This is a genomic window from Chromobacterium vaccinii, assembly GCF_001855275.1.
GTDB lineage: Bacteria > Pseudomonadota > Gammaproteobacteria > Burkholderiales > Chromobacteriaceae > Chromobacterium > Chromobacterium vaccinii.
Genome location: NZ_CP017707.1, coordinates 4,676,178 through 4,696,793, shown reverse-complemented (window position 1 = coordinate 4,696,793; position 20,616 = coordinate 4,676,178). Strand labels below are relative to the sequence as shown.

Sequence of the window (20,616 nt, the reverse complement as noted above, 5' to 3'; positions counted from 1 at the left end):
CGCGGGAAATGAAAAGCCGCCGGCTCCATCCGGCGGCCAGGCCCGCTCAGGGTTCTAGAAAAACAATTGCAGCAGATGATACATCAAGACATACAGCGGCTGCAGGATGACGCCCAACAGGCCGCTGGCCACCAGAATCAGCAGCAGCCACATGCCCCAGCCCTCGGTCTGCGCGTAGCGCCAGGCGATGCCGGGAGGCAGCAGGCTGTAGACGATGCGGCCGCCGTCCAGCGGCAGGATGGGCAGCAGATTGAGCAGCATCAGCGAGATGTTGATGCTGATGCCCGCCTTGCTCATCAGCATCAGCGGATCGCGATAGGCGCCGTCCATGCCCAGCGCCAGTTTCAGCAAGGCCACCCAGGCCAGCATCATCGCCAGATTGGCCAGCGGCCCGGCCGCCGCCACCCAGCGCATGTTCTGGCGCGGCTTGCGCAAGGCGTTGAAGTTGACCGGCACCGGTTTGGCCCAGCCGAACACGAAGCTGCCCAGCCAGATGGTCAACAGCGGCAGCAGCACCGTGCCTATCGGGTCGATGTGCTTGAAAGGATTCAGCGTCATCCGCCCCTGCAGATAGGCGGTGTCGTCGCCGAAGCGGCGCGCGGCGTAAGCATGCGCCGCTTCGTGCAAGGTAATGGCCAGCAATACCGGCAACGCATAAATCGTGACTTGCTGCACCAGCTGATTGGGGTCGAACATGTCCGTTCTCCGCGCTCTGCCACGCTATGAACATGACAGCCCCGCGCGGATTTGGCAAATCCGGCCGCAATCGCGCCGCTACAGAACCAAGCTCAGAATCAGCATGTTGACCAGTTTGAGCAGCGGCATCAGCAGGCCGCCCAGCACGCCGCTGAACATCAGCAGCAGCAGGATCCAGAAGCTGTAAGGCTCCACCTTGGAAAACTGCCAGGCCGCGCGCGACGGCAGCAGCGACTGCAGAATGACGCCGCCCGGCAGCGGCGGCAGCGGAATCAGCGTGAAGATCATCAGCGCCACATTGACCTTGATGCCGATCAGCCCCATCCATTGCAACGGCGCGCGGAAATAGTCCGGCGCGTAGGCGGAGGCGGCGATCGCGCCGGCCCACAACAGCGCCATGGCCAGATTGGCCAGCGGGGTGACCACCGCCACCTTGGCCAGGGCGGTGCGCGGCTTGCGCATCGCGCCCGGATTCAGCTGCAGCGACTTGGGCCAGCCGATGATGAAGCCGCCCATCGCCACGCCTATCATCGGCAGCACGACGGAGCCGATGGGATCGATGTGGGCGAAGGGACTGAAGGTGCGCCGCCCGGTCATGTAGGCGGTGCGGTCGCCCAGACGGTCGGCCATGAAGGCCTGGGCGCCGGCGGGCATGGTGATGGCGAACAGCACCGGCAATATCGACACCGCCAGCGTCTGGATCAAAGAGAGTTCCTGCATGATTTCCTAACAGACAAAAAATGAATCAAAAACCGAACGGCGCGAGCGCGCCCTTGCCCTCGCGAACCAGTTCCACGCCGTCGGTCATGTCGATCACGGTGGTCGGCTCGGTGCCGCACCAGCCGCCGTCGACGACAGCGTCCACCTGGTGCTCCAGCCGCTCGCGGATTTCATAAGGATCGGAAATCGGCGCGTCGTCGCCCGGCAGCATCAAGGTACAGGACAAGATGGGTCCGCCCAGCTCTTCCAACAAGGCCAGCGCCACCTTGTGATCGGGCACGCGCAGGCCGATGGTGGCCCGCTTCGGGTGCAGCGTGCGGCGCGGCACCTCCCGCGTGCCCTGCAGGATGAAGGTGTAGCTGCCCGGCGTGGCGCTCTTCAGCAGCCGGTACTGGCGGTTGTCCACCTTGGCGTAGTTGGCCAGCTCGGACAGATCGTGGCACACCAGCGTCATCATCCGTTGCTTCAGGTCCACGCCGCGGATGTCCAGAATCCGCTCCATCGCCTCCTTGTCGCCGAGCGCGCAGCCGAGCGCGTAACAGGAATCGGTGGGATAAGCGATCACCCCGCCCTCGCGCAGGATCTTCACCGCCTCGCGGATCAGCCTGGCCTGGGGATTGTCGGGATGGATCACGAAGAATTGCGCCATGTTCTTGTCCTTGTTATGTCAGCCCGCCGGCCTCAAGACGCGCGCGTCCAGCTCGCGCCAGATCGGCTTGCAGATGGGCGGCAAGTCCTCGGTATGGCCGACGTCGCGCCCGCCCTCGCCCGGCGCGTGGAAATCGCTGCCGCTGCTGGCGTAAAGCCCGTGGCGGTCGGCGTGCAGCGCGAACTTGTGCATGTCGTCCAGGCTGTGGCTGCCGCAAGCCACCTCGATGCCCTGGCCGCCCGCGGCCTGGAAGTCCAGGATCAACCGCTCGATCAGCGTCTTGCCCATATCGTAGCGGCCGGGATGGGCGATCGCCGCCATGCCGCCGGCGCCGACGATCCAGCCGACGGCGTCCGCCAGGCTGGCCCATTCGTGCGCGACGTAGCCCGGCTTGCCCGGCGTCAGGTATTTGCGGAACACGGCGCGCATGTCCTTGACCGCGCCGCTGTCCACCAGATGGCGGGCGAAGTGGGTGCGGCTGATCATTTCCGGATTGTCGCACCAGCGCATCGCGCCCTCGAAGCAGCCGGCGATGCCGGCCGCCTCGAGCGAAGCCCCCATCTGCCGCGCCCGCTCCAGCCGGCCATCCCGTATCGATTTCAAGCCAACGGCCAGCGCGGGCTCGTCCGGATCTATGCCCAGGCCGACGATGTGCACCGTGTGCCGGCCCCAGGTCGCCGAGATTTCGACGCCATTGAGGAAGGGGATGCCGTGCCGCGCGGCGGCGGCGGCGGCCTCTGCCAGGCCTCCGGTGCAATCGTGGTCGGTCAGCGCCAGCAAGGACGGCGCGCGCGCAGCGGCGCGGTCTATCACCTCGGTCGGCGTCAACGCGCCGTCCGAAGTTCTGGAATGGAAATGCAGGTCAATATTGGCCATCGTCGCCTCCCCCGGCCCGCCGCTCCGCCTGGCGCTTCTCCCTGGCTGCCAGCCGCGCGCGGTAGGCGCGCAGCTCCTGCTGGTGGATATCCAGGATGCACGGTTCGCAGCCGCTGCCGCAGCACATGTCGTCGCCCACCTCGAACGGCGGCTCCGGCATGATGTCGGCGGGGTCTTCCATGTCAGGCCGCCTCGACCGCGATCAGGAAGCCATCGCCGCTGACCTGCTGGCCGGCGCGGATCTTGCAGGTCTTGCGCAGCTCGACCTGCCCGTCCACCGACACATTGCCCTCGGCGATGAAATGCTTGGCCGCGCCGCCGGAATGGCAGACGTTGCAGGCTTTCAGCAGATCGCACAGCGCGATGTACTCGCCGGAGAGTTGGTAAGTTTCCTTCATGTTTTGCACACTCGTTCTGGACAGGCTTGTGAGCGGCCTGTGGACAAGGCCGCCAAGCCCTTAATCTGTCTGATGTTTTCTTCGCCGCCCGTTTTTTAGGCAGCTTCGCCGGACTATCCACGCCGCCGGCGAACAATATTGTGGAGCCGCTGTGGACAAGCGCGGCAAACCGCTGATTCGCTTATCCATTTCCAGGCTGATCATTTTTTAGGCAGGCAGCAACGGCAAAAGTGCCGCCATCGCCCGCGCCAGCCGCGCCTCATGCGTGCCGGCCAATTCCACCGCCGCGATGCCCTGCCGCGCCAGTTCCTGCCGATGCAGATCCAGCAGCCAGTCACGCTGGCCAGGATGGCTGCGCAGCGGGTCAGGCTCCCAGGGAATGTCGGGACAAGCGAGCACGGTCAGCGCGTAATCGCGCGGCCGATATAAGGCCAGCAGCGCGTCGGACGCCTGCCCATGCGCCACTTCGGCCCAGATCTTGCAAGTCAGCGCCGTGGTGTCGCACAGTAGGATGTCTGCTCCCGCCTCCTCCGCGCGCCTTTCCGCCGCCAGTTGGCCGGCGGCGATCGCCTCGATGTCGGCGATGCTGGACACATAGGGCCTGTCCGCATAATAGGCCCGGGAATACTCCTCCACCCACGCGGCGCTCATGCCCAGCTCTCGCAATCGGTGCGACCAATCCCGGGCCAGCGTGCTCTTGCCGCTGGATTCCGGCCCGACGATCGCCACCCGGATAGGCCCTGCGGCCCTTTGCTGCCCCATCATCCGTCTTCCCGGCCTTCGCCGGCCATTGTTCAGGCCAAGCCGGACATTATACCCCGATGGACCATGGTTTCCCGGATTTTCACAAGCACCGGGGACAGCCCTGTGAGCCGGCTGTGGACAAGAACCGCAAAGCATTGAATGCCTTGGCCTTTCCCAGTGTTGATTATTTTTTAATCATTTCAACATTTTTTCCCCATCGCCGGTGCAGAGCCGTGTGGACCGGTTGTGGATAGGCACGGCAAGCCGCTGTATGGGAAGGGAAAACCGGCATCGCCTGTTTTTTAGGCAGCTTTGCGCGCCGGCGGCCTGGCGTCATCCACCGCGCCGGTACACAAAGCTGTGCGCAGGATGTGGACAAGCCGCACAAGCGGCTGATTTTCCAAGACTCACGCCTGACTGATTATTTTTTAAGCAAAAATGCCGTCCATTCCCACCGGCCGCAAAGCCGGATCATCGCGCCGGTTTCCCACACTCGCGGTGCAAAGCCATGTGGAAGCGTTGTGGACAAGCCACGCAAGTCCCTGAGCGCAAAGCATGAAAAAAGGCTGCCTGTTTTTTAGGCAGCCTTTGATTTCAACGGGGAAACTCAAACCGTCATTTCGCCGCGCAGCGGGCGGACCAGTTGCTTGCGCAGCTCTTCGCCGGACATCCCCGCCGACAGCAGCGCCTGCAGCTTGGCCAGCGCGGCCTCCGGCGTCAGATCCGCGCCCGGCAGCGCGCCGGCGCGGGCCAGCGGCTGGCTGGCGGCGTACGCGCCCACCTCCACCGCGCCGCTGGGCGCCTGGGTCAGCGTCAGCACCGGCGCGCCCCGCGCCGCCATCGCCGCGATGCCCTGCAGCAGAATGGGATCGGCCGGCGCGTTGCCGCTGCCGTAAGCCAGCAGGACGGCGCCGTCCAGCCCGCCGTCGCGCAGCGTCTGCCCCGCCAGCGCGCTGCCGTAGCCTGGCGTCAGCATCAGCGCGGCCAGCTTCAGGCCTTCGTCTATCCGCAGCGGCCGCCACTCGCCGTCCGGCTTCAGCCAGCGCTCCTTGCGCCAGTGCGCGTGGATGGCGAACTCGGCCAGCGGCTCGGCGTTGGGGCTGTTGAAGCCGGCGAAACGCTCGACGTCCATCTTGCGGACGCGGCTGCCGCGCAGCAGCAGGCGGTCGAAGGCGACAGCCACTTCATTGAGGTCGGGCTGGCAGGCCGCCTCCAGCGCATCGGCCAGATTGCTCCAGCCATCGGAGCGCGGATGCACCAGCGGCAGCTGGGCGCCGGTCAGCACCACCGGCTTGGCCAGTCCGCGCAACGCGAACGCCAGCACGCCGGCGGTGTAGGCCATGGTGTCGGTGCCGTGGATGACGACGAAGCCGTCGTAGTCGTGGTAGCGGGAAACCAGCGCGTCCAGTATCTGGTTCCACTGGCGCGGCGTCAGCGCGGAAGAATCGATCAGTTGTTCGAATTCGACGATGTCGAACTCCAGGCCCGGGCGGGCGAAACGCTGCAGCAGGCGCGGCAGCAGGCCCGGCACGGGGGCCAGGCCTTCGGGTGTGTGGTCCATGCCTATGGTACCACCGGTGTAGAGCACCAGGATTCGGCTCATTGCATACTCCATCGCACTTGGTCTGCGGACGATGGTAGCGCAAGCCTCACCCGGCGTCACACGCCAGCGGAACAGGCGGGATCAGCGCAGCGCGTCGGACACCGCCACGTCGATCGCGCGGCGGGCTTCGTCGATGTGATGGACGATATCGCGCTGCAGCGAGCGCAGATAGGGATCGTCCTCGCGGTGGGAGGCGTCCTGCCGGGCCTTGTTCAGCAGCGTCTTGGCCTGATGGAAGCGGTCTTCCGGCCGCCAGCGCGCGTCCGGCTCAGCGCGGTCGTAGATGTCCTTGCCGTCGTCGATGGCGGCGTCGCGCATCTTGCGCATCGCCTTGTTGATTTCATCGACGGCGTGCCGCTCGTCGTCCATCACCCGCGGATAGTCCGGGCGGGCCAGCAGATCGCGCGCCTGCCGCAGATCGCTCATCGCGTGCAGGTAGTAGGGGTGCTCCTCGGGATGCCATTGATGCTGCTGCCAGGTCCACGCGTCGCCTTCATGCCAGCCATCGGCCAGCGCCGGGGCGCTCAACATCGCGTTGCCGGCGGCGGCGAGCGCCACAATGGCCAGAATTCCACGCAGTTTCATGATTGTCTCCTCGTATGATCGAAATCGGTCCGGCGCTCAGCGCAGAGCGTCGTTGATGGCTTGCTGCACCGCGTGGTGCGCGGCGTCGACGTGATGCAGGATCCGGCGTTGCAAATCGCGCACCCAGGGGTCGTCTTCCTGGTGGCCGGCGTCGCGGCGCGCGGCGTCCAGCAGCTCCAGCGCGCGGTGGAAGCGGTCGGTCGGGCTCATATGGCCATCGGGCTGCTCGTAGCGCCAGGGATCCTTGCCGTCCTCGATGGCGGCATGCTGCATCTCGCCCAGCGCCGCGTCGATCTCGGCCACCGCGCGGCGCTCGTCGTCGGCGATCTGCGGATAGTCCGGCCGCGCCAGATAAGCGCGCGCCTGGCGCAGATCGCTCATCGCATGCAGATAGTAGGGATGTTCGGCGGGCCGCCAGTTGCGCGGTGCCTCCACCTGCACCGTCACCGGCCGGTACACCGTTCGAGGCGGCGCCACCACGCAGGCGCTGAGTCCGCACGCCGCCGCCAGCGGCATCAACCGGACGAGGCCGGCAATCATCGTTTTCACCATTCGTCTCCTGGATTTCGGGCCGGATCGGCTCAGCCGTCCGGCCTGCTGTATTCAGTTCCTTGCAAAACCGATTACAGCTTGACCGCTCCCGGCAATGAATTCAGCAGCATTCAGGTTTCGGCGTGTAAGCGTTTGTAGCCGCCCAGGCCAGGAGGCATAGCCGTTTTTCCCGCCGATGTCCGAATTTCCCCCCTTGGTTAACGAACATGAAGCGCGTTCGAATCTGCATATATACAGTCGGCAAAAAAGTAACAGACAGACTGTCTGTTTGTCATTTTTATAGAGTTTAAATTCAAAAATTGACATGAGTTAAACAAATGGCAGTTTCATAATGCTAAAACGAACTTTGCTTGCGCATAGCAAGTCCATTTGCATCAGATTTGAAAATAATTTAGCCGACAAGCGAACAAAACCTGTATCGCGATCATGAACCGGAGCGATGGCGGAACCCGGCTTCACGGTAAGAAACCGCCAGCTAGCCAAAACCAGCAAGGTGCACCATGTCCTTACACCGCAGTCACGATATCCAGGCATTGCAGGGCCAGACCCTGACGATACACATCAACGATCAACCCGTCGTAGCGGCCAGCGGCGAAACCGTGCTGAGCGTGCTCAGCGCCGTCGGCCTGCGCCAGCTCAGCCGCAACGACAACCAGCAGATCGCCGGCTCCTATTGCGGGATGGGCGTGTGCCATTGCTGCCTGGTCAAGATAGACGGGCGCCACAAGCGCCGCGCCTGCCAGACCGTGGTCAGCCCCGGAATGAAAGTGGAAACGGCCCATAACCGCCTGAACACGGAGGGCCTGAGATGAGCGCGAAACCGGTGATCGTCGGCGGCGGCCCGGCCGGCATGTCGGCCGCCATGGAACTGGCCCGACACGGCGTGGACAGCGTGCTGCTGGATGAAGCCTCCCGCGTCGGCGGCGTGGTCTACCGCGGCCCGCTGCGCCAGGGCGTGGTGCTGGACTACCTGGGCGAACGCTATCGCGAGAACATGCAGGCGCTGCACCGCGAGTTCGAGCAATACCGCAGCCGCGTCGACATCCGGCTGGACACCCGCATCGTCGGCGGCGGCGACGGCGAACTGTTCGCGCTGACGCCGAACGAACAGGTCGAAGCCATCCCCTACTCCCAGCTGCTGCTGGCCGCCGGCTGCCATGAGCGCAGCGTGCCCTTCCCCGGCTGGACTCTGCCCGGCGTGATCATGCTGGGCGGCCTGCAGCTGCAGATCAAGAGCGGCGTGGTCAAGCCGCTGGGCCGCACCGTGCTGGTGGGCACCGGCCCGCTGCTGCCGCTGGTCGCCTGCCAACTGCACCGCGCCGGCGTGGAAGTGGCCGGCGTCTACGAGGCCAGCGCCTTCGGCCGGCTGGCCAAGGAGGCGATCGCCCTGCTCAACCAGCCGCAGCTGTTCCTGGACGGCCTGAGCATGGTGGCCTACCTGAAGCGCCACGGCGTCCCGCTGCACTACGGCTGGGGCGTGGTGGAAGCCCACGGCGACGCCGAACTGGGCGAGGTGACCGTCGCGCCGTACGACGCCGAATGGCACGCCGACCTGACGCGCAGCCGCCGCCTGGAAGTGCAGACGCTGGCCGTCGGCTACGGCTTCATCCCGCGCACCCAGCTGACCCAGCAGATGGGTCTGGAGCACCGCTACGCCGACGACGGCTACCTGAAGCCGGTCAACGACGACTGGCAGCGCAGCAGCCGCAGCAACGTTCACTTGGCCGGCGACATCGGCGGCCTGCGCGGCGGCGACGCCGCCATCGTCACCGGCCGCATCGCCGCGCTGTCCATGCTGCTGCAGCTGGGCAAGCTGGACGAAGCGCAGGCGCTGAGCCGGCGCCAGGCATGCCTGGACGAACTCGCTTCCATCCTGCGTTTCCGCAAGGGCATAGACAGCTTCACCCGCCGCGGCCGCGGCCAGCTTGCGTTGCCGGCGCGCGACACCGTGATCTGCCGCTGCGAGCACGCCACCCGCCAAGACATCGACACCGCGCTGGAGCAGGGCGTCAACGACCTGATCAGCCTGAAGATGCGCACCCGCGTCAGCATGGGCGACTGCCAGGGCAAGATGTGCGTCGGCTATTGCAGCGACCGCCTGCGCGAGCACACTGGCAAGCGCGACGTGGGCTGGATACGCCCGCGCTTCCCGCTGGACCCGCTGCCGTTCTCGGCCTTCTCCGCAATCGATGCCCAACAGACTGAAGAGATTTGACATGAGCAAGCAATACGACATCGTGATCGCCGGCGGCGGCGTGATCGGCGCCTCCTGCGCCTACCAGCTGTCCAAGAACCGCGACCTGAAGATCGCGCTGATCGACAGCAAGCGCCCCGGCAACGCGTCGCGCGCGTCGGCCGGCGGCCTGTGGGCGATCGGCGAGTCGGTGGGCCTGGGCTGCGGCGTGATCTTCTTCCGCATGACCTCGGCCAAGCGCAAGCGCGACGCCGCCGGCGCCGCGGTGGCCGTGGACGCCACCACGCCGCACATCCTGCCGCAGAGCTTCTTCGACTTCGCGCTGGCCTCCAACGCCCTGTACCCGACGCTGCACCAGGAGCTGATGGAAAACCACGGCATGGACTTCAAGTTCGAGCGCACCGGGCTCAAGTACATCATTTACGATGAGGAAGACCAGCTGTACGCCGAGCACATCGCCGCCCAGATTCCGCATCTGGCCAGCGAAGTGCGCTGGCTGGACCAGGCCCAGCTGCGCGCGGACGAGCCCTATGTCAGCGGCCAGGCGCAAGGCGCGCTGGAATTCCTGTGCGACCACCAGGTCAGCCCGTTCCGCCTGACCGACGCCTATACCGAGGCGGCGCGCCAAAACGGCGTCGACGTGTTCTTCAACGTCAACGTCACCGGCGTCACCCGCCAGGGCAGCCGCGTCACCGGCGTCAGCACCGCCGAGGCCGGCGATTTCTCTTGCCACACGCTGATCAACGCCGGCGGCTCCTGGGCCGCCGAGCTGTCGCGCTGGGCCACCGGCCGCACCATCCCGGTCAAGCCGGTCAAGGGCCAGATCGTGCTGTCCGAGAAAATGCCCAAGCTCTTGCGCGGCTGCATCACCACCAGCGACTGCTACATCGCGCAGAAGGACAACGGCGAAATCCTGATCGGCAGCACCACCGAGGACAAGGGCTACGACACCGCCATCACCTACCCGGAAATCAACGGCCTGGTGCAGGGCGCGATCCGCTGCGTGCCGGAGCTCGCCAACGTCAACATCAAGCGCTGCTGGGCCGGCCTGCGTCCCGGCACCCCGGACGAGCTGCCCATCCTGGGGCCGGAAGACGGCGTCGAAGGCTATCTGAACGCCTGCGGCCACTTCCGCACCGGCATCCTCACCTCCGCCATCACCGGCGTGCTGCTGAACGGGCTGGTGCGCGGCGAGCCGCTGCCGCTGGACGTCACGCCCTTCCTGGCCGGCCGCTTCCCCAACCGCACCGAAAAACAGATGGATTTCGCGCTGCACGCCTGATCAAGTTCCTCTCACTGAGCCGCCACGGCCTGATGGCCTGGCGGTTTTTTTCCGCCCGCGCCGGCGGACATCGGCGGATGAAACCGTTTTGTCATATTAATGACGTCGTTTTGTCATCAATCCCTCATACCATCGCATCAGTTTTTCGATAGATAGGCCACCGGCCGCAGAAGGGGAGCAATGATGAAGCACAAACTGGGTTACATCGCCGTCGCCGGCGCCTTGGGTCTGATCGCCAACGCCGCCATCGCAGACAATCTCGCCGCGCTGGTCCAGGCCGCCAAGAAGGAAGGCGAGCTGAACACCATCGCCCTGCCGCACGACTGGTGCGGCTACGGCAATGTGATCGCCGGCTTCAAGGCCAAGTACGGCATCAAGGTCAACGAGCTGAATCCCGACGCCGGCTCCGCCGACGAGCTGGAGGCCATCAAGGCCAACAAGAACAACAAGGGACCGCAGGCGCCGGACGTGATCGACGTCGGCCTGTCCTTCGGCCCGCAAGCCAAGGCCGCCGGCCTGCTGCAGCCGTACAAGGTGTCCACCTGGAAGAGCATTCCGGACAACGTCAAGGACAAGGACGGCTACTGGTACGGCGACTACTACGGCGTGCTGACCTTCCAGGTCAACCGCGACCTGATCAGCAAGGCCCCGGCCGACTGGTCCGACCTCTTGAAGCCGGAATACAAGAACGCCGTGGCGCTGGCCGGCGACCCGCGCGCCGCCAACCAGGCCATTCAGGGCGTATTCGCCGCCGGCCTGGCCCAGGCCAAGGGCGACGTGGGCAAATCCGCCGACGCCGGCCTGAAATTCTTCTCGCAGCTGAACAAGAACGGCAACTTCGTGCCGGTGATCGGCAAGGCCGCCTCGCTGGCCCAGGGCACCACCCCCATCATCGTGCGCTGGGACTACAACGCGCTGGCCGACCGCGACACGCTGAAGGGCAACCCGAAAGTGGACGTGATCGTGCCGAAGAGCGGCGTGGTGGCCGGCGTCTACGCCCAGGCCATCAGCGCCTACGCGCCGCACCCGAACGCCGCCAAGCTGTGGATGGAATACCTGTTCTCCGACGAAGGCCAGGTGGCCTGGCTGAAGGGCTACTGCCACCCGATCCGCTTCAACGACCTGACCGCCAGGAAGAAGATCCCGTCCGAGCTGATCAGCAAGCTGCCGGACGCCGCCGCCTACAAGAAAGCGGTGTTCCCGACCATCGAGCAGCAGGAAGCCTACAAGGCCGGCATCACCAAGCAGTGGGACAGCGTGGTTGGCAGCAACGTGAAGTAACACGCTGCGTCTAGCCTTACCTCCGGGCCGCCTCTGGCGGCCCGTTCACCTAGAGAAACACCGATGTCCGCATCCTCAGAATCCATGCCGACGCCCTCCTCCCGCACAGCCATTCCCCCAAGCGCCGCCCGCGCCTCGCTGCTGTCGTGGGTGGGCGTCGCGCCCTTCCTGCTGTTCGCGCTGCTGTTCCTGATCCTGCCCACCGGCATGCTGATGGTGGGCGCCTTCCAGGACGCCCAGGGCCACTTCACGCTGAACAACATCGTCCGCCTGTTCGACGACAACATCCTCAGCGCCTACAAGATCAGCCTGGAGATCAGCGCCGCCTCGGCCATCCTGGGCACCGCGCTGGGCCTGTTGCTGGCGCTGGCGGCGATACGCGGCGGCCTGCCCGCCTGGATCCGCCCGACGCTGACCACCTTCTCCGGCGTCGCGTCCAACTTCGCCGGCATTCCGCTCGCCTTCGCCTTCCTGTCCACGCTGGGCCGGATGGGGCTGGTGACCATGCTGCTGCGCAAGTATCTGGACTTCGACCTGTACGCCAGCGGCTTCTCCATCCTCAGCTTCGCCGGCCTGACGCTGACCTATCTGTACTTCCAGGTGCCGCTGATGGTGCTGATCATCGCCCCCGCCGTGGAAGGGCTGAAGGACGAATGGCGCGAGGCCTGCGAGAGCCTGGGCGGCTCGGACTTCGCCTACTGGCGGCACATCGCGCTGCCGGTGCTGTGGCCCAGCCTGGTCGGCGCCGCGCTGCTCTTGTTCGCCAACGCCTTCGGCGCGGTGGCCACCGCCTACGCGCTGACCGGCAGCTCGCTGAACATCGTCACCATCCTGTTGTACGCGCAGATCCACGGCGACGTGCTGCACGACCAGAACCTGGGCTACGCGCTGGCGCTGGGCATGGTCCTGATCACCGGCAGCGCCAATGCCGGCTACATCTGGCTGCGCAAGCGCAGCCAAAGGGAGGCCGCATGAAACCCACCGCCACCTCGCGCCTGGGCGCCTGGCTCGCCATTCTGCTCGGCAGCGGCTACTTCCTGCTGCCCCTGATCGCCACCTTCGAATTCAGCCTGAAAATGAAGCGCGAAGGCTACAGCTTCGAAGCCTATAAAACGGTGCTGACCGACCCAGGCTTCCAGGCGAGCTTCGGCTACTCCGCGCTGCTGGCGCTGCTGACCATCGCCGTCGGCATCCTGCTGGTGGTGCCCACCGCATTCTGGGTGCAGCTCAAGCTGCCGCAATTGCGGCCGCTGATCGAATTCATCACCCTGCTGCCGCTGGTGATTCCCGCCATCGTGCTGGTGTTCGGCTACCTGCGCCTCTACGGCAGCGGCGGCTGGCTGCCGTTCACCGGCAGCGAGCGCGGCACCGACGCGCTGCTGGTGTTCGGCTACGTGACGCTGGCCCTGCCCTATCTGTACCGCTCGGTGGACACCGGCCTGTCGGCGATAGACGTCCGCTCGCTGACCGAGGCGGCGCAGAGCCTGGGCAGCGGCTGGTTCGACATCCTCAGACTGGTGATCTTCCCCAACCTGAAAACCGCCATCCTGTCCGGCGCCTTCCTGACCTTCGCCATCGTCATCGGCGAGTTCACGCTGGCCAGCCTGCTGGCCCGCCCGGCCTTCGGCCCCTATCTGCAACTGATCGGCGCCAACCGCGCCTACGAGCCGGCCGCGCTGGCCATCATCGCCTTCCTGGTCACCTGGGCGGCGATGGGGCTGATGCAGGTGGTCAGCCGCAACCGCGCCGCCTTCGGCGCAGACGAACATTGAATTGGAAACGGAAAGCATCATGGCATTTCTGCAAATCGACCATCTGAACAAGCGCTTCGGCCAGCAGGCCGTGGTCCACGATTTCAACATGCAGGTGGAGGCCGGCGAGTTCGTCACCTTCCTCGGCCCGTCCGGCTGCGGCAAGACCACGGTGCTGCGCATGATCGCCGGCTTCGAGACGCCCAGCGGCGGCGCCATCCGCCTGGCCGGCGACGACATCACCCGCCAGTCGCCGCAGAAGCGCGGCATCGGCATGGTGTTCCAGAGCTACGCGCTGTTTCCCAACATGAACGTGGCCGACAACATCGCCTTCGGCCTGAAGATGCAGAAGCGCTCCGCCGACGAAATCCGCCGCAAGGTGGGAGAAGTGATCGCGCTGGTGGAGCTGAACGGCCGCGAACTCCACCTGCCGCACCAGCTGTCCGGCGGCCAGCGCCAGCGCGTGGCCCTGGCCCGAGCGCTGGTGGTGGAGCCGCGCGTGCTGCTGCTGGACGAGCCGCTGTCGGCGCTGGATGCCCGCATCCGCAAGAACCTGCGCGAGCAGATCCGCGACATCCAGCGCCGCCTGGGTCTGACCACCGTCTTCGTCACCCACGACCAGGAAGAGGCGCTGACGATGTCGGACCGCATCTTCGTGATGAACCAGGGCAAGGTGGAGCAGGAGGGCGCGGCGGAGACCATCTACACCCAGCCGGCCACCGAATTCGTCGCCCGCTTCATGGGCAACTACAATCTGCTGACCGCCGAGCAAAGCCACGCGCTGCTGGGGCTGGAAATCCGCGGCCACCTGGCGGTGCGTCCGGAATCGATAGAACTGCTGGGCAGCGATGACGCCGCCGACGATCAGGCGCTGTCGGCGGTGATCCGCCAGCACCAACTGCTGGGCAACATCATCCGCTACCAGGTGGACGCCGGCGGCGCGACGCTGCAGGTGGACCGGCTCAACCGCCACGCGGCCGATCTGCTGCCGGCCGGCGCGCCGGTGCGGCTGCGCTTCGACCGCGACAATCTGCGCGAGGTGCGCTGAGCGTCAATCCGAGGACTCGGTCCCCTGCTGGAAGTAATGCATCTGCTGGCGCAGGCTGTCGGCGCGCATCGCCACCTCCTGCGCCGCCGCCGACAGCTCCTCGCTGGCGGCGGCGTTGTCCTGCGACAGCTGGTTCAGCCGCCGCATCGCCTGGTTGATATTGCCCACCCGCTGCGCCTGCTCCGTCGCCTCGCTGGAAATCCCCTTCACCAGATCCAGGGTCTGGCGGCTGGACTCGACGATATCGCTCAGTTGCTGGCCGGCGCTCTCCGCCAGCTCCACGCTGTCTATCGCCACCCGGCCGATCTCCTTGGCCGCGGCCTGGCTGCGCATCGCCAGCTTGCGCACCTCGTCCGCCACCACCGCGAAGCCCCGGCCGTGCTCGCCCGCCCTCGCCGCCTCTATCGCCGCGTTCAGCGCCAGGAGGTTGGTCTGGTAGGCGATGTCGTCGATGATGTCGGTGCGTTTGGCGATCTGGCGCATCGCCGCTATCGTCTGCTGCACCACCCGGTTGCCCTCGGCCGCCTGAGCGCTGGCGGTGTCCGCCATGCCGCCGGCGTGATTGGCGTCGCCGGCCATGCTGAACATGCTGCAGGCGATGTCGTCGATCGCGCTGCTGCTCTCTTCCGCGTCGGACGAAGTGCGCGCCGCGCCCTGCGACAGGCCCTGCGACGCGGAATTCAGCTCGATGGATGCATTGGCCACCGCGTCGGCGTCTTCCTTCACCTGCAGGATCACGCCGGACAGCCGCTCGCCCATCTGGCGGATGTGGGCGGCCAGGCTGTGGTCGTCGCCGCGCCGCAGCGGCAGGAAGAAGTCCAGCCGGCCGGCGGACAGCTCGCGCATGCCCCGCGCCACCTCGTCCGGCTCCGCGCCCAGGGTGCGGATGATGTTGCGGCCCACCAGCACGGCCAGGCCGATCGGCAACAGCAGCAGCAACAGGCCCAGCAGCACCAGATAGCCATACACCCGCGCGCTGCTCGCCTGCGCGTCCAACTGTCCGCGGATCTGCTGCAATAGCTGGCCCTGCAGCTGGTACAGCTCCGCCACCCGCAGGCCGGCGACGCGGAACCATTCGTCCGGCGTCTCGCTCTGCATCGCGCCGGCGCCGCGCGCCAACACCGCGTCGCGGGCCGACTCGAACTGCCGGCTGCGGTCCATCGCCGCCCGCAGCGCGGCCTCGTCGCCGCCGTATTGCCGGTATTGCGAGCGGCACAGCTCTTCCTGCGACTCCACGCCGCTGACCAGCCGGAAATTGGTGATGCTGAAGCTGCCCACGGTCAGCACGCCGGTCACCAGCCCGCGGGTGCGGCTGGTGAATTCCTTCTGGCAATTCACCGCAGACCACTGCAACAGCAGGGCCTGCACCTCGGGCGTCTGGGCATTGAACAGGGTGATGATGCCGGACAGCTGCTCGATCATGTCCGAATAGCGGTTGAACTCCGGCGCGGGCGAGATGTGGCGGGCGTCTATGTCTCGGCGCAGCTGGTCCAGATCATTCTGCGTCGGCACGCTGTGGCTCAGATAGGCGCGCAGGCCGTCGGACAACTCGTCCTGCGGCTGGGCCCGCAGCTTCTGCAGCACGATATCGGCCGCCGTGCGCGCCCGAACCAGCTCGGCAGGCAACGCCTGATGGCGGTTGAGATAGCCATAGCCCAACCCGCGCTCGACCTGCAGCTGCTGGATCAGCTCTCCCACCATCTCGATATTGGCGCTCAGCACCTGATCGCGGTCCAGCACCTGCAACAACTGGCGTTGATGCCAGGCGTAGCCTATCGCCACGCAAGACAGGGCCAGCACCAGCGGCGCGATCAGCAGCACCAGTTTGTGGGCAACCGTGAAGCGAACCCGCATATCCGTCATCCACCCCGAGCCGGAACACTTCTCACTATAGGAGAGGCCCGCCGCTAAGCGTAAATACCAGGGTGCGCGGCTCAGACCAGCTTCGTCAGGTCCTCCGGCTGATCGATGTCCAGCAACACGCCCGGATCGTCCAGCTCCAGCCTCAGGGCCCCATTCCAGTCCAGGATGTCGCGCGCGCCGGCATCGCCCCGCAAATCGAGCAATCCGGGCAAGCAATCCGCCGGCAGCCCGCGCGGATGGCCCGCCCGGCCCTGATAGCAGGGCAGCACCAGTTGGCCGTGCGCCAGCGCCGCCGCCACCTGGCTGACGGTGTGCGGCCGCACCGCCGGCATGTCCGCCAAGCCCAGCACCAGTCCGCGGCAATCCGGCAGCCCCAGCGCCCAGGCGGCGGCGCAGGCCAGCGAATGCCCGATGCCGCCGCGGTTGAGCCGGCAGGCCAGCGGCTGCAGGCCCAGCCGGCCGCACAGCTCCAGCCCGAAGGCGTCGTCTTCCGGCAGCACCAGCGCCAACGGCCCGAGCCGGCCGATAAACGCCTCGGCGCTGGCCTCCAGCAACGTGCGGCCGTCCGGCAGCCGCGCCTGCCGCTTGTCGGCGCCGAAGCGGCGCGCCTGGCCCGCCGCCAGCAGAGCGCCCGCCATCATGTCCGGCAACTCCTTTCCTCGCCATGAGCCCCCTCCCGGTTACAAGCGCTGCGGCTGGCGATCAGATCGGCGGCGATGGAGACCGCGATCTCGGCCGGGGTGCGCGAGCCTATCGCCAGCCCCACAGGTCCGTGCAGCTTGTCCAACTGCGCCGGCGTCAGGCCGAAGTGCTCGGCCAGCCTCGCCTTTCGTTTCATCGTAGTCGTGGCCGAGCCCAACGCGCCGACATAATGGCAGGGCAGCCTGAGCGCCTCCATCAACGCCAGGTCGTCCAGCTTGGGATCGTGCGTCACCGCCACCACCGCGGTGCGCTCGTCGCAGCCGAAGGCCAGCACCAGGTCGTCCGGCATCTCGACCGACAGCGCGACGCCTCCCAGCTCCCAGCCCGCCGCGTATTCCTCGCGCGGCTCGCACACCGTCACCGCGTAGTCCAGCGTCAGCGCGATCTGCGCCAGGTAGAGGCCCAGTTCGGCGCCGCCGATGATCAACAGCCGCCAGCGCGGGCCGTGCAGCACGGAAAATCCCGTCTCGTCCTCGGCGAAGGCGTCCGCCGGCCCTTCATTCAGAAGATAAGCCGCGCCATCCCGGTAATCGACCCGCCGCCACAGGCAGCGGCGCTGCCGCACCGCGGCCAGCAGCGCCTCCAGCTGTGCCGGGTCGGGTGCCGTCTCCACCGCCACCCTGAGGCTGTTGCCGCAGGGCAGCCGGTAACGCTGCCTCTCCTCGACGCTGGCGCCGAAGCTGCGCACCCAGGTTGCGGGGCCGGGGCCGAACACGCCGCCTTCAGCGATTTCCCGCCGCAGATCGTCCTCTACGCAACCGCCGGACACCGAGCCGCAGATCACGCCGTCGTCGCGTATCGCCGCCAGCGCGCCGGGCGGCCTGGGGCTGGCGCCGTAGGTGCCCAGCACCGTCAGCAGCGCGACGCGGCGGCCCTGCCGCAGCCAGTCCAGCGTCTGCGCCAGCACGGTCTCGTCGTTGCCGCGCACCGCCGCGCTCATTTCGGACAATAGGCGCCGGTATCGGCCCAGCGCCGCACCGCGTCGTGGAAATCGTTTTGCGACAAGGGCGGCAGCGTGCGCCGCCCGCCCGGATGCCAGGCCCACTGCACCAGCGGGTCCGTCGTCATGTGGGCGACCAGCGCGGGAACGTCGCGGTTGCCATTGCGCGACTTGTCCACCAGCCGGCGGCACATCTGGCCGGCGCTCAGCCCCTCCCACCCCATGCTCAGCGGCGCCAGGTGCCAGTTGGGCGCGCCCGGCACCGCGCCGTCGGCCGAGTTGGCCGTCTGATGGCAGGCCAGGCACATCAGCGACGGATGGCCCATGTCCGCCAGTCCGCGCTTGATCATCTGCTGGTGCGGATGGCGGTCGTCGCCCTGGCGCGGAAAGTCGGTGACGGTGTGGCAGTTCAGGCAACGCGGCGATTGCAGCACCCTGGCCACATCGCCGAAGGCCTGCCGCGACGCGGCCGGGTCGCCCGCCGCCCACGCGGCCGGCAGCCAGGCGCCCAGCGCCCAGCACAAAACTATCGAGATTTTCATGTCCGTATCCCTCACACCATCTGGTAGCCGTGCCGGCTCAGCGGCAGCTCGCGCCGCCTTTGGCCGGAAGCCGCATGGATGGCGTTGGCCAGCGCCGGCGCGACCACCGGCACCGCCGGCTCGCCGGTGCCGCCCGGCGCTTCCTCGCTGGCGACGATGGAAACATCCACCTTGGGCACCTGGAACATCCTGACGATGGGGTAACCGTCGAAATTCTTCTGCTCCACCTCGCCGTCCTTGAAGGTTATCTCGCCGAACAGCGCCGCGGACAGGCCGAACATGATGCCGCCCTCCATCTGGGCCGCCACCTGGTCGGGATTGACCACCACGCCGCAATCGACCGCGCACCAGACATGCACCACTTTCAATTCCTTGCCCTTGACCGACACCTCCACCACCTGGGCGATATGGGAGCCGAAGGACGTGTGCACGGCCGCGCCCAGGCCATGGCCCTTGGGCAGCTTGCGGCCCCAGCCGGCCATCCGCGCCGCCTCGCGCAGCACCGCCTGCTCGCGCGGCGCCTTGTCCATCAGCGCCAGCCGGTAGGCCACCGGGTCCTGGCGCGCCAGCCGCGCCAGCTCGTCGATGAAGCTTTCCTTGGAGAAGGCGCTGTGGGAATGGCCGACCGAACGCCACCACAGCACCGGCAGCGGGATCTCAGGGGTGTGCAGGTCCAGCGAGACCGCCGGCAGCGCGTAGGGCATGTCCTCGGTGCCTTCCACCGACACCCCGTCGATGCCGTTCTTGATCATCATCGGCGCGAACGGCGTGCCGGCGATGATGGACTGGCCGACGCCGGTCTGCAGCCAGGCGGCCGGCTTGCCATCGGCGCCGATGCCGCCGCGCACGCGGTCCAGCCACATCGGCCGGTAGTAGGCGCCGGCCAGGTCGTCGTCGCGGGTCCACATCAGCCGGACGGGCACGTCCTGGCCGTGATGCTTGGCCACCTCCATCGCCTCCTTCAGCCAGTCGGAGCCGACCGGCACCGCGCGCCGGCCGAAGCCGCCGCCCAGCAAGGTGGTGTGCAGCGTGACCTGCTCCGGCTTCAACCCCGACATCGCGGCCGCCATGCCGGCGTCTATCGTCTGCGACTGGGTGCCGCTCCAGATTTCGCAGCTGCCGGGCTTCAGCCAGACCACGCAGTTGAGCGGCTCCATCGGCGAATGGGACAAATACGGCACCTCGTACCAAGCCTCCAGCTTCTTGGCCGCGCCGGCCAGCGCCGCCTTGGCGTCGCCCTCGCTTCGATAAACCTGCCCGGGCTTGGCCGCGCGGGCGCGGTAATCCGCCCGCTGCCGGGCCGAATCCAGCTCGGCGTTGGCGCCGCGGTCCCATTCCACCTCCAGCAGATCGCGCGCCTTCTTGGCCGGCCAAAAGCCATCGGCCAGCACGGCGACGCCGTTGCTGATCGCGAACACGTCCTTGACGCCGGGCACCGCCCTGGCCGCGTCGGCGTTGAAGCCCTTCGGCTTGCCGCCGTAGCTGGGGCAGCGCTTGACCAGCGCCGTCAGCATGCCGGGCAGGCGGACGTCCATGGCGAACTGCGCGCGGCCGTCCAGCTTCTCGTCGCCGTCCACCCGGTGCACGCGGGTGCCCAGCAGCTTCCAGCGGTGGCGCGGCTTCAGCTCCACCGCGTCCGGCACCGGCAGCTTGCCGGCGGCCTCGGTCAGCTCGCCGTAGCCCAGGCTGGCGCCGTTGGCGTTGTTGAACACCCGGCTGTTTTCGGCGCGGCATTGCGAGACCGGCACGCGCCAGCGTTGCGCGGCGGCCGCGATCAGCATGTCGCGCGCGGCGGCGCCTATCTTGCGGTACTGGTCATAGCTGGACAGCGTGCTGGTGCTGCCGCCGGTGATCTGGATATGGAAGGCGGTATGGACGTAGATGGGCGCCGCCGGCGCCGACACCACCTTGATCCGGTTCCAGTCGCATTCCAGCTCCTCGGCGATCAGCATCGCCAGCGAGGTGTAGATGCCCTGCCCCATTTCCGACTTGTTGCTGACGATTGTGACGCCGCCGTCCTTTTCGATGCGGACGAAGGCGTTGGGAGAGGGAATGGCGTTCTTGGCCTCGGCCGCCTCGGCCCTGCGCCCGCCCTCGCTCAGAACAAAGCCCAGGCATAGCGCGCCGCCGACCGCGCCGCTCATTTTCAGGAAACTGCGGCGGGACACTCCAGTGGTCGTCATCCTGGTC

22 protein-coding genes are annotated in these 20,616 nt (G+C 67.0%); 7 read left to right on the top strand and 15 right to left on the bottom strand.

Annotated elements, in window-relative coordinates; all coding sequences use genetic code 11:
• Positions 1-54 precede the first annotated feature (54 nt).
• From BKX93_RS21700 to BKX93_RS21655, 10 genes are all read right to left on the bottom strand, one after another.
• Positions 55-696 carry a site-2 protease family protein gene (locus BKX93_RS21700; RefSeq protein WP_046158559.1) on the bottom strand — a complete coding sequence of 214 codons (642 nt, stop codon included), beginning with the start codon at positions 694-696 and terminating at the stop codon, positions 55-57.
• Between the two features lie 78 nt (positions 697-774).
• Complete coding sequence (locus BKX93_RS21695; protein ID WP_046158560.1) at positions 775-1,416, bottom strand: site-2 protease family protein; 642 nt, start codon at positions 1,414-1,416, stop codon at positions 775-777.
• Positions 1,417-1,441: 25 nt separating this feature from the next.
• Positions 1,442-2,065 (bottom strand): L-threonylcarbamoyladenylate synthase, encoded by a 624-nt coding sequence (locus BKX93_RS21690; protein ID WP_046158561.1) that lies wholly within the window; start codon positions 2,063-2,065, stop codon positions 1,442-1,444.
• Between the two features lie 18 nt (positions 2,066-2,083).
• Complete coding sequence (locus BKX93_RS21685) at positions 2,084-2,941, bottom strand: 3',5'-nucleoside bisphosphate phosphatase (protein WP_046158562.1); 858 nt, start codon at positions 2,939-2,941, stop codon at positions 2,084-2,086.
• Entirely contained in the window at positions 2,928-3,122 is a 195-nt protein-coding gene (locus BKX93_RS21680) for an oxidoreductase-like domain-containing protein (RefSeq protein ID WP_070981322.1), read from the bottom strand. The genes BKX93_RS21685 and BKX93_RS21680 overlap by 14 nt, the downstream gene beginning before the upstream one ends.
• 1 nt (position 3,123) lies before the next feature.
• Positions 3,124-3,339 (bottom strand): RNA-binding S4 domain-containing protein, encoded by a 216-nt coding sequence (locus BKX93_RS21675; RefSeq protein WP_021477288.1) that lies wholly within the window; start codon positions 3,337-3,339, stop codon positions 3,124-3,126.
• Positions 3,340-3,546: 207 nt separating this feature from the next.
• Positions 3,547-4,104 (bottom strand): AAA family ATPase, encoded by a 558-nt coding sequence (locus BKX93_RS21670; RefSeq protein WP_046168604.1) that lies wholly within the window; start codon positions 4,102-4,104, stop codon positions 3,547-3,549.
• A 586-nt stretch (positions 4,105-4,690) separates the two neighbouring features.
• Positions 4,691-5,686, bottom strand: coding sequence for an asparaginase (locus BKX93_RS21665; protein ID WP_046168605.1), 996 nt, complete (start codon positions 5,684-5,686; stop codon positions 4,691-4,693).
• Positions 5,687-5,767: 81 nt separating this feature from the next.
• Positions 5,768-6,271: a hypothetical protein gene (locus BKX93_RS21660; RefSeq protein ID WP_083340629.1), complete on the bottom strand. Its 504-nt coding sequence runs from the start codon at positions 6,269-6,271 to the stop codon at positions 5,768-5,770.
• 36 nt (positions 6,272-6,307) lie between these two features.
• Complete coding sequence (locus tag BKX93_RS21655) at positions 6,308-6,820, bottom strand: hypothetical protein (RefSeq protein WP_144408909.1); 513 nt, start codon at positions 6,818-6,820, stop codon at positions 6,308-6,310.
• Between the two features lie 503 nt (positions 6,821-7,323).
• Here BKX93_RS21655 and BKX93_RS21650 point away from each other — a divergent pair.
• The 7 genes from BKX93_RS21650 to BKX93_RS21620 all read left to right on the top strand — a co-directional run bounded on the left by BKX93_RS21650 (position 7,324) and on the right by BKX93_RS21620 (position 14,379).
• Positions 7,324-7,635, top strand: coding sequence for a (2Fe-2S)-binding protein (locus BKX93_RS21650; protein ID WP_031296427.1), 312 nt, complete (start codon positions 7,324-7,326; stop codon positions 7,633-7,635).
• Positions 7,632-9,038, top strand: coding sequence for an FAD/NAD(P)-dependent oxidoreductase (locus tag BKX93_RS21645; RefSeq protein ID WP_070981320.1), 1,407 nt, complete (start codon positions 7,632-7,634; stop codon positions 9,036-9,038). The genes BKX93_RS21650 and BKX93_RS21645 overlap by 4 nt, the downstream gene beginning before the upstream one ends.
• A gap of 1 nt (position 9,039) precedes the next feature.
• Positions 9,040-10,299 (top strand): cyanide-forming glycine dehydrogenase subunit HcnC, encoded by a 1,260-nt coding sequence (gene hcnC / locus BKX93_RS21640; protein ID WP_070981318.1) that lies wholly within the window; start codon positions 9,040-9,042, stop codon positions 10,297-10,299.
• Positions 10,300-10,479: 180 nt separating this feature from the next.
• On the top strand, positions 10,480-11,580 hold the full coding sequence (locus BKX93_RS21635; protein ID WP_021477296.1) for an ABC transporter substrate-binding protein: 1,101 nt from the start codon (positions 10,480-10,482) through the stop codon (positions 11,578-11,580).
• 63 nt (positions 11,581-11,643) lie between these two features.
• Positions 11,644-12,555: an ABC transporter permease gene (locus BKX93_RS21630; protein ID WP_070981316.1), complete on the top strand. Its 912-nt coding sequence runs from the start codon at positions 11,644-11,646 to the stop codon at positions 12,553-12,555.
• Positions 12,552-13,352 carry an ABC transporter permease gene (locus BKX93_RS21625; protein ID WP_046158569.1) on the top strand — a complete coding sequence of 267 codons (801 nt, stop codon included), beginning with the start codon at positions 12,552-12,554 and terminating at the stop codon, positions 13,350-13,352. The genes BKX93_RS21630 and BKX93_RS21625 overlap by 4 nt, the downstream gene beginning before the upstream one ends.
• A 19-nt stretch (positions 13,353-13,371) precedes the next feature.
• Positions 13,372-14,379: an ABC transporter ATP-binding protein gene (locus BKX93_RS21620; protein WP_070981938.1), complete on the top strand. Its 1,008-nt coding sequence runs from the start codon at positions 13,372-13,374 to the stop codon at positions 14,377-14,379.
• A gap of 3 nt (positions 14,380-14,382) precedes the next feature.
• Here BKX93_RS21620 and BKX93_RS21615 read toward each other — a convergent pair whose 3' ends face one another.
• From BKX93_RS21615 to BKX93_RS21595, 5 genes are all read right to left on the bottom strand, one after another.
• Positions 14,383-16,233 (bottom strand): methyl-accepting chemotaxis protein, encoded by a 1,851-nt coding sequence (locus tag BKX93_RS21615; protein WP_070981315.1) that lies wholly within the window; start codon positions 16,231-16,233, stop codon positions 14,383-14,385.
• An 80-nt stretch (positions 16,234-16,313) separates the two neighbouring features.
• Positions 16,314-16,883, bottom strand: a complete 570-nt coding sequence (locus BKX93_RS21610) for a nucleotidyltransferase family protein (protein WP_046168616.1) — start codon at positions 16,881-16,883, stop codon at positions 16,314-16,316.
• Complete coding sequence (locus BKX93_RS21605; RefSeq protein WP_070981313.1) at positions 16,880-17,884, bottom strand: XdhC family protein; 1,005 nt, start codon at positions 17,882-17,884, stop codon at positions 16,880-16,882. Before BKX93_RS21605 ends, BKX93_RS21610 begins: the two co-directional genes overlap by 4 nt.
• Entirely contained in the window at positions 17,881-18,426 is a 546-nt protein-coding gene (locus BKX93_RS21600) for a hypothetical protein (protein ID WP_070981311.1), read from the bottom strand. Before BKX93_RS21600 ends, BKX93_RS21605 begins: the two co-directional genes overlap by 4 nt.
• A gap of 11 nt (positions 18,427-18,437) precedes the next feature.
• Entirely contained in the window at positions 18,438-20,609 is a 2,172-nt protein-coding gene (locus BKX93_RS21595; RefSeq protein WP_070981309.1) for a xanthine dehydrogenase family protein molybdopterin-binding subunit, read from the bottom strand.
• Between the last annotated feature and the right edge of the window lie 7 nt (positions 20,610-20,616).

Bases quoted from the DNA above. Each gene is read 5' to 3' on its own strand.
- BKX93_RS21700 (WP_046158559.1), bottom strand. From the start codon at position 696: ATGTTCGACCCCAATCAGCTGGTGCAGCAAGTCACGATTTATGCGTTG.
- BKX93_RS21695 (WP_046158560.1), bottom strand. From the start codon at position 1,416: ATGCAGGAACTCTCTTTGATCCAGACGCTGGCGGTGTCGATATTGCCG.
- BKX93_RS21690 (WP_046158561.1), bottom strand. From the start codon at position 2,065: ATGGCGCAATTCTTCGTGATCCATCCCGACAATCCCCAGGCCAGGCTG.
- BKX93_RS21685 (WP_046158562.1), bottom strand. From the start codon at position 2,941: ATGGCCAATATTGACCTGCATTTCCATTCCAGAACTTCGGACGGCGCG.
- BKX93_RS21680 (WP_070981322.1), bottom strand. From the start codon at position 3,122: ATGGAAGACCCCGCCGACATCATGCCGGAGCCGCCGTTCGAGGTGGGC.
- BKX93_RS21675 (WP_021477288.1), bottom strand. From the start codon at position 3,339: ATGAAGGAAACTTACCAACTCTCCGGCGAGTACATCGCGCTGTGCGAT.
- BKX93_RS21670 (WP_046168604.1), bottom strand. From the start codon at position 4,104: ATGATGGGGCAGCAAAGGGCCGCAGGGCCTATCCGGGTGGCGATCGTC.
- BKX93_RS21665 (WP_046168605.1), bottom strand. From the start codon at position 5,686: ATGAGCCGAATCCTGGTGCTCTACACCGGTGGTACCATAGGCATGGAC.
- BKX93_RS21660 (WP_083340629.1), bottom strand. From the start codon at position 6,271: ATGAAACTGCGTGGAATTCTGGCCATTGTGGCGCTCGCCGCCGCCGGC.
- BKX93_RS21650 (WP_031296427.1), top strand. From the start codon at position 7,324: ATGTCCTTACACCGCAGTCACGATATCCAGGCATTGCAGGGCCAGACC.
- BKX93_RS21645 (WP_070981320.1), top strand. From the start codon at position 7,632: ATGAGCGCGAAACCGGTGATCGTCGGCGGCGGCCCGGCCGGCATGTCG.
- hcnC (WP_070981318.1), top strand. From the start codon at position 9,040: ATGAGCAAGCAATACGACATCGTGATCGCCGGCGGCGGCGTGATCGGC.
- BKX93_RS21635 (WP_021477296.1), top strand. From the start codon at position 10,480: ATGATGAAGCACAAACTGGGTTACATCGCCGTCGCCGGCGCCTTGGGT.
- BKX93_RS21630 (WP_070981316.1), top strand. From the start codon at position 11,644: ATGTCCGCATCCTCAGAATCCATGCCGACGCCCTCCTCCCGCACAGCC.
- BKX93_RS21625 (WP_046158569.1), top strand. From the start codon at position 12,552: ATGAAACCCACCGCCACCTCGCGCCTGGGCGCCTGGCTCGCCATTCTG.
- BKX93_RS21620 (WP_070981938.1), top strand. From the start codon at position 13,372: ATGGCATTTCTGCAAATCGACCATCTGAACAAGCGCTTCGGCCAGCAG.
- BKX93_RS21615 (WP_070981315.1), bottom strand. From the start codon at position 16,233: ATGCGGGTTCGCTTCACGGTTGCCCACAAACTGGTGCTGCTGATCGCG.
- BKX93_RS21610 (WP_046168616.1), bottom strand. From the start codon at position 16,883: ATGATGGCGGGCGCTCTGCTGGCGGCGGGCCAGGCGCGCCGCTTCGGC.
- BKX93_RS21605 (WP_070981313.1), bottom strand. From the start codon at position 17,884: ATGAGCGCGGCGGTGCGCGGCAACGACGAGACCGTGCTGGCGCAGACG.
- BKX93_RS21600 (WP_070981311.1), bottom strand. From the start codon at position 18,426: ATGAAAATCTCGATAGTTTTGTGCTGGGCGCTGGGCGCCTGGCTGCCG.
- BKX93_RS21595 (WP_070981309.1), bottom strand. From the start codon at position 20,609: ATGACGACCACTGGAGTGTCCCGCCGCAGTTTCCTGAAAATGAGCGGC.